This is a genomic window from Wolbachia endosymbiont of Cylisticus convexus, assembly GCF_003344345.1.
Window position 1 is genome coordinate 1 of sequence record NZ_QPIP01000097.1, and the last position, 6411, is coordinate 6411.

The 6411-nt window shown below is 33.8% G+C and carries 3 protein-coding genes and 3 pseudogenes; 2 read left to right on the forward strand and 4 right to left on the reverse strand.

The annotated features are described in order from the left end of the window. Window positions 1-231 precede the first annotated feature (231 nt). Window positions 232-1179, reverse strand: a complete 948-nt coding sequence (locus Wcon_RS08170; protein ID WP_063630491.1) for an IS110 family RNA-guided transposase — start codon at window positions 1177-1179, stop codon at window positions 232-234. Between the two features lie 292 nt (window positions 1180-1471). Then, a pseudogene (locus tag Wcon_RS13465) lies at window positions 1472-2020 on the reverse strand (transposase); the annotation flags it as partial. Between the two features lie 111 nt (window positions 2021-2131). On the opposite strand from Wcon_RS13465, the pseudogene Wcon_RS13470 reads away from it, so the two are divergent. Continuing rightward, window positions 2132-2753 (forward strand): annotated as a pseudogene (locus Wcon_RS13470) (transposase); the annotation flags it as partial. A 184-nt stretch (window positions 2754-2937) separates the two neighbouring features. Here the strand turns inward: Wcon_RS13470 and Wcon_RS08185 are convergent. Then, entirely contained in the window at window positions 2938-3624 is a 687-nt protein-coding gene (locus Wcon_RS08185) for a TerC family protein (RefSeq protein WP_114517831.1), read from the reverse strand. A 276-nt stretch (window positions 3625-3900) separates the two neighbouring features. Here Wcon_RS08185 and Wcon_RS08190 point away from each other — a divergent pair, with 276 nt between their 5' ends. After that, window positions 3901-5277, forward strand: a complete 1377-nt coding sequence (locus Wcon_RS08190) for a malonyl-CoA decarboxylase (RefSeq protein ID WP_114517830.1) — start codon at window positions 3901-3903, stop codon at window positions 5275-5277. A 210-nt stretch (window positions 5278-5487) separates the two neighbouring features. On the opposite strand, the pseudogene Wcon_RS08195 reads toward Wcon_RS08190, so the two are convergent. Then, window positions 5488-6411 (reverse strand): annotated as a pseudogene (locus Wcon_RS08195) (IS110 family RNA-guided transposase); the annotation flags it as partial.

A 6411-nucleotide genomic window follows, 5' to 3' on the forward strand; every position in this document is an offset into this window, starting at 1 on the left:
CATCAACTATGTTTTTTAAAATTTTTTGAATTTAGTCTTATTACAACTCTTATTTATAGTTTTGTATTCTTATTCAATTGAAAAACGTATTTTTGGCAATAAAAACCCTAGTTCATTACAGAAAGAAATTTATATCAAACAACTACCACTGCTTAGATCTTATGATTAATGAATATGTGCTTTAAATTTGTGTGGCGCGCATATTCATTAACCTATTTTCTTATGCAGATTTTAAAAATTTGCGTTAATTGCTTCTTTAAGCCTTGCATTAGCAATCACTATAATTTTGCGCATTAGAGCTGTTATGACTACCATCTTCTTTTTACCTCTACCAATGAGAGCAGAATAAAAAGCACCAAGTGCAGATTTAGTCCTTGAAGCAGCCATCGCAGATGTAAAAAGCTTTTCACGAACGTTCCTTCTGCCACCACTTATTCTGCGATAACCAATAGCTTTACCACTTTCTTTTGGATGCGGGGCAACTCCAGCAAGACTAGCAACTTCTTGCCTGCTTAAGTAGCCAAGTTCTGGCATCAAGCATACAAAATCTTGTGATAACTTTTTACCTATTCCTGGTACTGTTCTTATGATTTTTTGGCGCTTTTTTAACTCTGGATTCTCATCGATAATTTTTTGTATGGCATCATTGAGCTCATCTATTTGACTGTTAAAAAAGTCAATAGTTTTTTGGCAACTTTCTTTTATATAGTCGTTTTCAGGTGCTTTCAGTCTACATTTCTCTTGAGCTCTTATTTGTGTAAGGTCATCACGACGTTGACAAAGTGCAGCTAAGGCTGTTTGTTCTTTTGACATAGGCACAAATAGAGATAGAGTACTATAACGCTCAAATCCATATTGAGCAAGGGCTCTTGCATCTGATTGATCAGACTTTGCTAAAATTCCATGAGATAAGGTAAAGCTTTTTACTTTGCGAGTATTAGCTCGATGTACAGCAACATTCTTATCAACCAGAAAGTGTGCTAAGCCAAGCTCATATTTTCCTGTATTTTCCAAAGTTACAAAAGAATTAGGTAGAATATTTGAAAAATTTTGAAACAATTGTTGCCAACCAGCAGCATTATTATCAAACTTGATAGTGTTCTTTTGGTTGTGAACTGCAGCAACATTTTTAAATTTTCCGATATCAATGCCAATAAAATTTTGATAAGATGTAATCATAATAACCTCGATTAGTTTTAGTTAATTTAAGATTGTAAACGGGTGCATATGTATGTCCCACACAACTATTCAAACGTATCGAGAGATAGGGCTAGTGTACCTTGATGAGCACGGTTGTATAGCCATTATTCTAGCGGTCGCACACGCCCGTGATAACTCCATTCCTATAGTGAGTGGAGTTATCTTCCCTCTTATCTCCTTTATATCATATTTTTAACTTACAATATTCTACTTGTTTCTTTCTGATAGCTAAACAAATTTTAGCTAGGGCGAATAATAGGCACAATATTCTGCATTCTTTATACACACTTTTTATATCATAAGCCGCATCTGCTCGAAATGTTATATTTATCACTGACTTCCTCTAACATATCGCAGACCGGCACAGCAACACCACTATTCTTATCATTTACGTTTAAAACAACATGTAGTTTTCTTACTTGACCATAACCACTGTATTCGAGTATTATGCCCACCGTTATTATTGTAGATACTAACTCTAGTGCTATCTACGGCAATTTCAATATTTTCCAAATCATCTTTATTGGTTCTATGGTCATCAATCTTCAAATTAAGCTTTTTAAATCTTCTGGAAGCTTGTGTATAGTGATAACCTTAAGTTTTTTGCCTATTTGTACCATATAACCTTTTACAAAACCTACAGCTTGTCTCAAGCCAATTCTAAAAAGATATGTGTATTAACTTTATCACTATAAGTGTACCTGCAACTTTTGGACTATTTTCATACCAATTTTCTATTAACAAAATGAAAAACATTTCCTCTTTTTTTGAGAAACTCGTTATATTCTCTTTGGTTACTTACTCTCATTTTTTGCGGCATAAGTTATACTTGTTTGAAAAATGCTTATTTTACAACAAAATGCGTTACTAACCATATATTGAAAAGCTTTTCTCCTTACAATATAACACTAGCTATTCAACAAAGCCTTGCGGGTTTGCAAAAGTATGCAATTACTTTGCAAAGAGTGATAAATTAGATGCAAAATTATTAGAAAAATATGCTGAATTTATCACGAAGAATGATGAGATAAAAGAATGTGTAGCTTCACAAAAGCATGAGGAATTGAAAGAGCAATTGAGCGCAGATATGCAAACAAGTGCCGTTTGCAACAGGAAAAGCCAGAAAATATATAGAAAGACAGATAGAATTTGCAAAAGAGCAAGTTAGGAAAGATATAGAAGAACTCTGATCCTGATTTGAAGGAAAAAAGCGATACAATGACTAGGCATTGGACGAAAAACTGCAAGTATCTTACTCATAGAAGTACCTGGACTCGGTAGGTTAGATAATAAGGAAATAGCCTGTTTAGTTGCCAAAAACCAACGAAAGCGGAAGGAAAATAAGCAAAGCTCAAATCATAGGTGGCAGATTTTATGCTCGAAAAGCATTATACATGTCTGCTGTGGTTGCAATGCGTCATAATAAAAAAATGAAAGTATTTTACCAGCGTTTAGTTGACTCTGGCAAAGCCGCTAAAGTTGCTGTAATGAGAAAAATCATAGTTTGCTTAAATGCTATGATAAAAAATAATAATTTTTATCTTGATGCTTAAGACGGTAGATTCCAGACTGGAATGACACCGTCTGCTACGTCAATTGCCCACAAACCACAATGTTTGTACAGTTGTTTGTCTGGGCACTGGGATGACACCTTCCTGCTAGACAATGTTCATACAGATGTGCGTCACGCGCTGATTAGATTTTTGCTTCGTGTAAAATAGTTTTGAAAGAGGTCTGCTACATTTTCTTTACGCTACCTATAACTTCCACAAGCAATGCAAACATAAATGAAGAATACAAATATGCTTTTGGTAATTCTATGTGAAGCCCTTCAAGTGTTAGATATACACCGACGAGTAAAATAAATAGAATGGCAATTACTTTTAAGCTTGGGTTTGATTTTATTAACTGAGCGGTATAACTTGATGAAAATAGCATTGCTAATATGGAAAATGTAAATGCTATAGCAATAATTATCATATTGTGAGTTAATGCTATGGCAGTTAATATTGAATCAACCGAAAAAACTAAATCTATTAATATAATTTGTAGCACAACTAAAAAAAATTGTGATTTAACGTTCGCCTTTGTTTTGTTCTCCTTATGTACAAAAATGTCGCTCCATAACTCCATAGAGCTTTTAACAATAAGGAATAACCCTCCTGCAATCATAAGTAAATCCTTTACTGAGATATCCAGTGATACGGCGTGAAATATAGGTTTTTGCATTGATAATATATATGATGTAAAAAATAGTATTACAAAACGCATCAATAGCGCTAGGCTAAAACCTATAAGGCGCGCTCTTTCTCTCAGCAGATTTGGCACCTTATCTATTGCTAGAGAAATAAAGATTAAATTGTCTATACCAAGTATAGTTTCAAGTAGCGTAAGTATCAATAAAGTCCAAGTATCGGCTAGCATTTTCATTCCAAAGTCAGCCTTTGTACTTTACAATAGATGTGTAAAAATTAAGTAACTTCGCTCAGGTAATTAGAAATCAACCTTGCCCAGAAAAGGGGAAAAGGGCATTTTTATAATAAAAGTGTTTTTTTAAGAAGAGTAATAAGATTGAAAATCTAACTCTCTTTACGAAAATTTTAAGCAGGTTCTAAGATAATTGTACCATGAAAGTATATGCTTGCTATGTAGACTAATATTTTTTTTAATTTAAGATAGATACACAGTTAAGAGGAACCTATGGCAAAAGAATCATTAGCAAAAACTGATATAGTAAAAGTTGAAGATAAGAAAGCAGTAAAAGGCTTTTTTAAAATATTAGGTGAAGTAGCAGATGCTGTAAGGTCATGGGTTGGCAATATTAGCCCTGATTTAAGTAGTAGTCGCGATATCGATAGTTTAGTCTTGAAGATGAACGAATGCTTAAACCCAAAGGGAGGAGAAGTCTCAGCACGTAAAAACACTGTATCTCTTGGTAATCTTTACTTGAGTTTATCAGAGAAAGGTAAAATAAAATTTTTACAAACCCTGGCAGAAAAATTTAGTCTACATAAAGAAGAAATAGATGAGAAAATAAAAGAATACAAAGAAAATCAAAATCCCGAGTTAAACTACAAATTTGAACAGGATTTAATAAAAATTCTTGAATCACCACGTTCTAAAATATTAAAGCAATTTATTTCTTTACCAGAAGGCCTCAAGTTTATTGTTAATATGCGTTCTGATGTGCTTAAGCTAAAGAACCAATATAGAAGTTTGGATCCACTAGAGAACGAATTAAAAAATATACTCTATACTTGGGTTGATGTTGATCTACTTGATCTTCGTCAAATCACCTGGGATTCACCTGCATCATTGCTAGAAAAACTTATAAAATATGAAGCTGTGCATGAAATTTCTTCTTGGGGTGACTTAAAAAATAGGCTGGATTCTGATCATCTCTGTTTTGCTTTTTTTCATTACAAGATACCAAACGAACCTCTAATTTTTGTAGAGGTTGCATTGGTGAATAAGATTGCAGATAGCATTCAACACCTTTTAGATGAATCAGTACCTTCAAGTGATCCAAGTAGTGCAAGCACTGCTATATTCTATTCAATATCAAATACTCAAGCAGGGTTATCTGGAATTAGTCTTGGTAATTTCTTAATCAAAAGGGTTGTAGAAAAGCTATCGCAGGAATTTAAAAGCATAAAAGCGTACGCAACTCTTTCTCCAATACCTGGCTTTACGAAATGGCTGAAAAATCAAGATGTAGCTTCATTAGGTAAGCTTAATATCAAACAATCAGGTGCAGAAATTTTAGAAAGCATAAAAACTAACGTTGAATGCGAAAAACAGTGCCTACTGAAACTTTGTGCACACTATTTGCTAAAGGTTAAAAGCAGTAGTGGCGGTGCTTATGATCCGGTGGCACACTTTCATTTAAGCAATGGTGCATCAATCAAACAACTCAACTGGATGGCAGATACTTCTGAAAAAGGCATTAGTCAGTCAGCCGGGATGATGGTGAATTATCTGTATGAATTGCCTAAAATAAATAACAATCATGAGAATTATATGATTAATAAAGCGATCTCTTGCTCAAAGCAGGTTTCTTCTCTATTGAAGGGATAATTTATAATAATGCTTTAAAGTATATGAGAATGTTCAAAAAAGCATACGCGTCAAGTTAAGGAAAAGTGGCATAAGAAAGATACCGTCTTGCTAGTCAACAAAAAAATTACTCAAGCTGTATCATAAAATCAAAAAATACTTCTGATTGTGTAACAGTACACAGATTACAGTTAGTGAATATGTTGAATGGATTGGAAGCATTTTTTGATTTTAAACTACAGTCAACATCCTAGTTCTGTAATTCTTGATATGATTTGGATCAAAAGCACTTTTGGATGTCAGGATACCGAAAATGATATGGAGTAGCTTACGCATTGCAGCTCCCACAATTGCCATATTATGCTTACCCTTCTTCTTTAGTCTTTGGCAAAAACTCACAATGATAGGATTGTGATTCTTGGCTACTATGGCAGGAAAGAAAAGGGCCTTACGTAATGTTTGTGAACCTGATTTACTTAATCTTGGTTTAGAATGTACAGATGAACCTGATGTTATATTTTTCGGTATAACTCCTGTATATGCTGCCAATTGCCTGGCATCTCTAAAAGCTTTTATGTCAGGGATTTCAGCTAAAATAGCCATTGCTGATTCCTCTCCTATTCCTGGAATAGTCAATAGAAGCTGAAAATTTTCCAACAATTCTTTGTGCTGCTTTAATAGTTTGCGTATGGAGTTTTTTATTATTTCTATTTTTTTAACTATATTCGTTGCAACAAGCATTTGCAACTTCTTTAGGCAGTCTCTCTTTTTTTTCTAGGTGGTTATTTACTAATTCTTTTAACGCAACTGAGCAACGATAAAGATGTTTTAATTTTTTCATTTCAGAAGAAGGTGGTGTCCAACGAGTTGGTTCCTGTCTTTGGCAATAATCAGCAATAATTTCTGCATCAGTCTGATCATTCTTTTGTCTTACGAGCTTACTCCTTGTATAAGATTTAATACAATAAGGATTTACAACACTAACAAAATGTCCAGCATTGTGCAGAAATTCAGCCAAAGCTTCGCTATAACAACCACATGCATGACTTTACTTCTTCCACATTATGCTTTTGTAGAAAACTCAGCAGACCTTGAAACCCAAGATCATCGTTCTTAAAGCTCCTTTTCCTAGTTTCACGCTTTTCTTTTTTACTT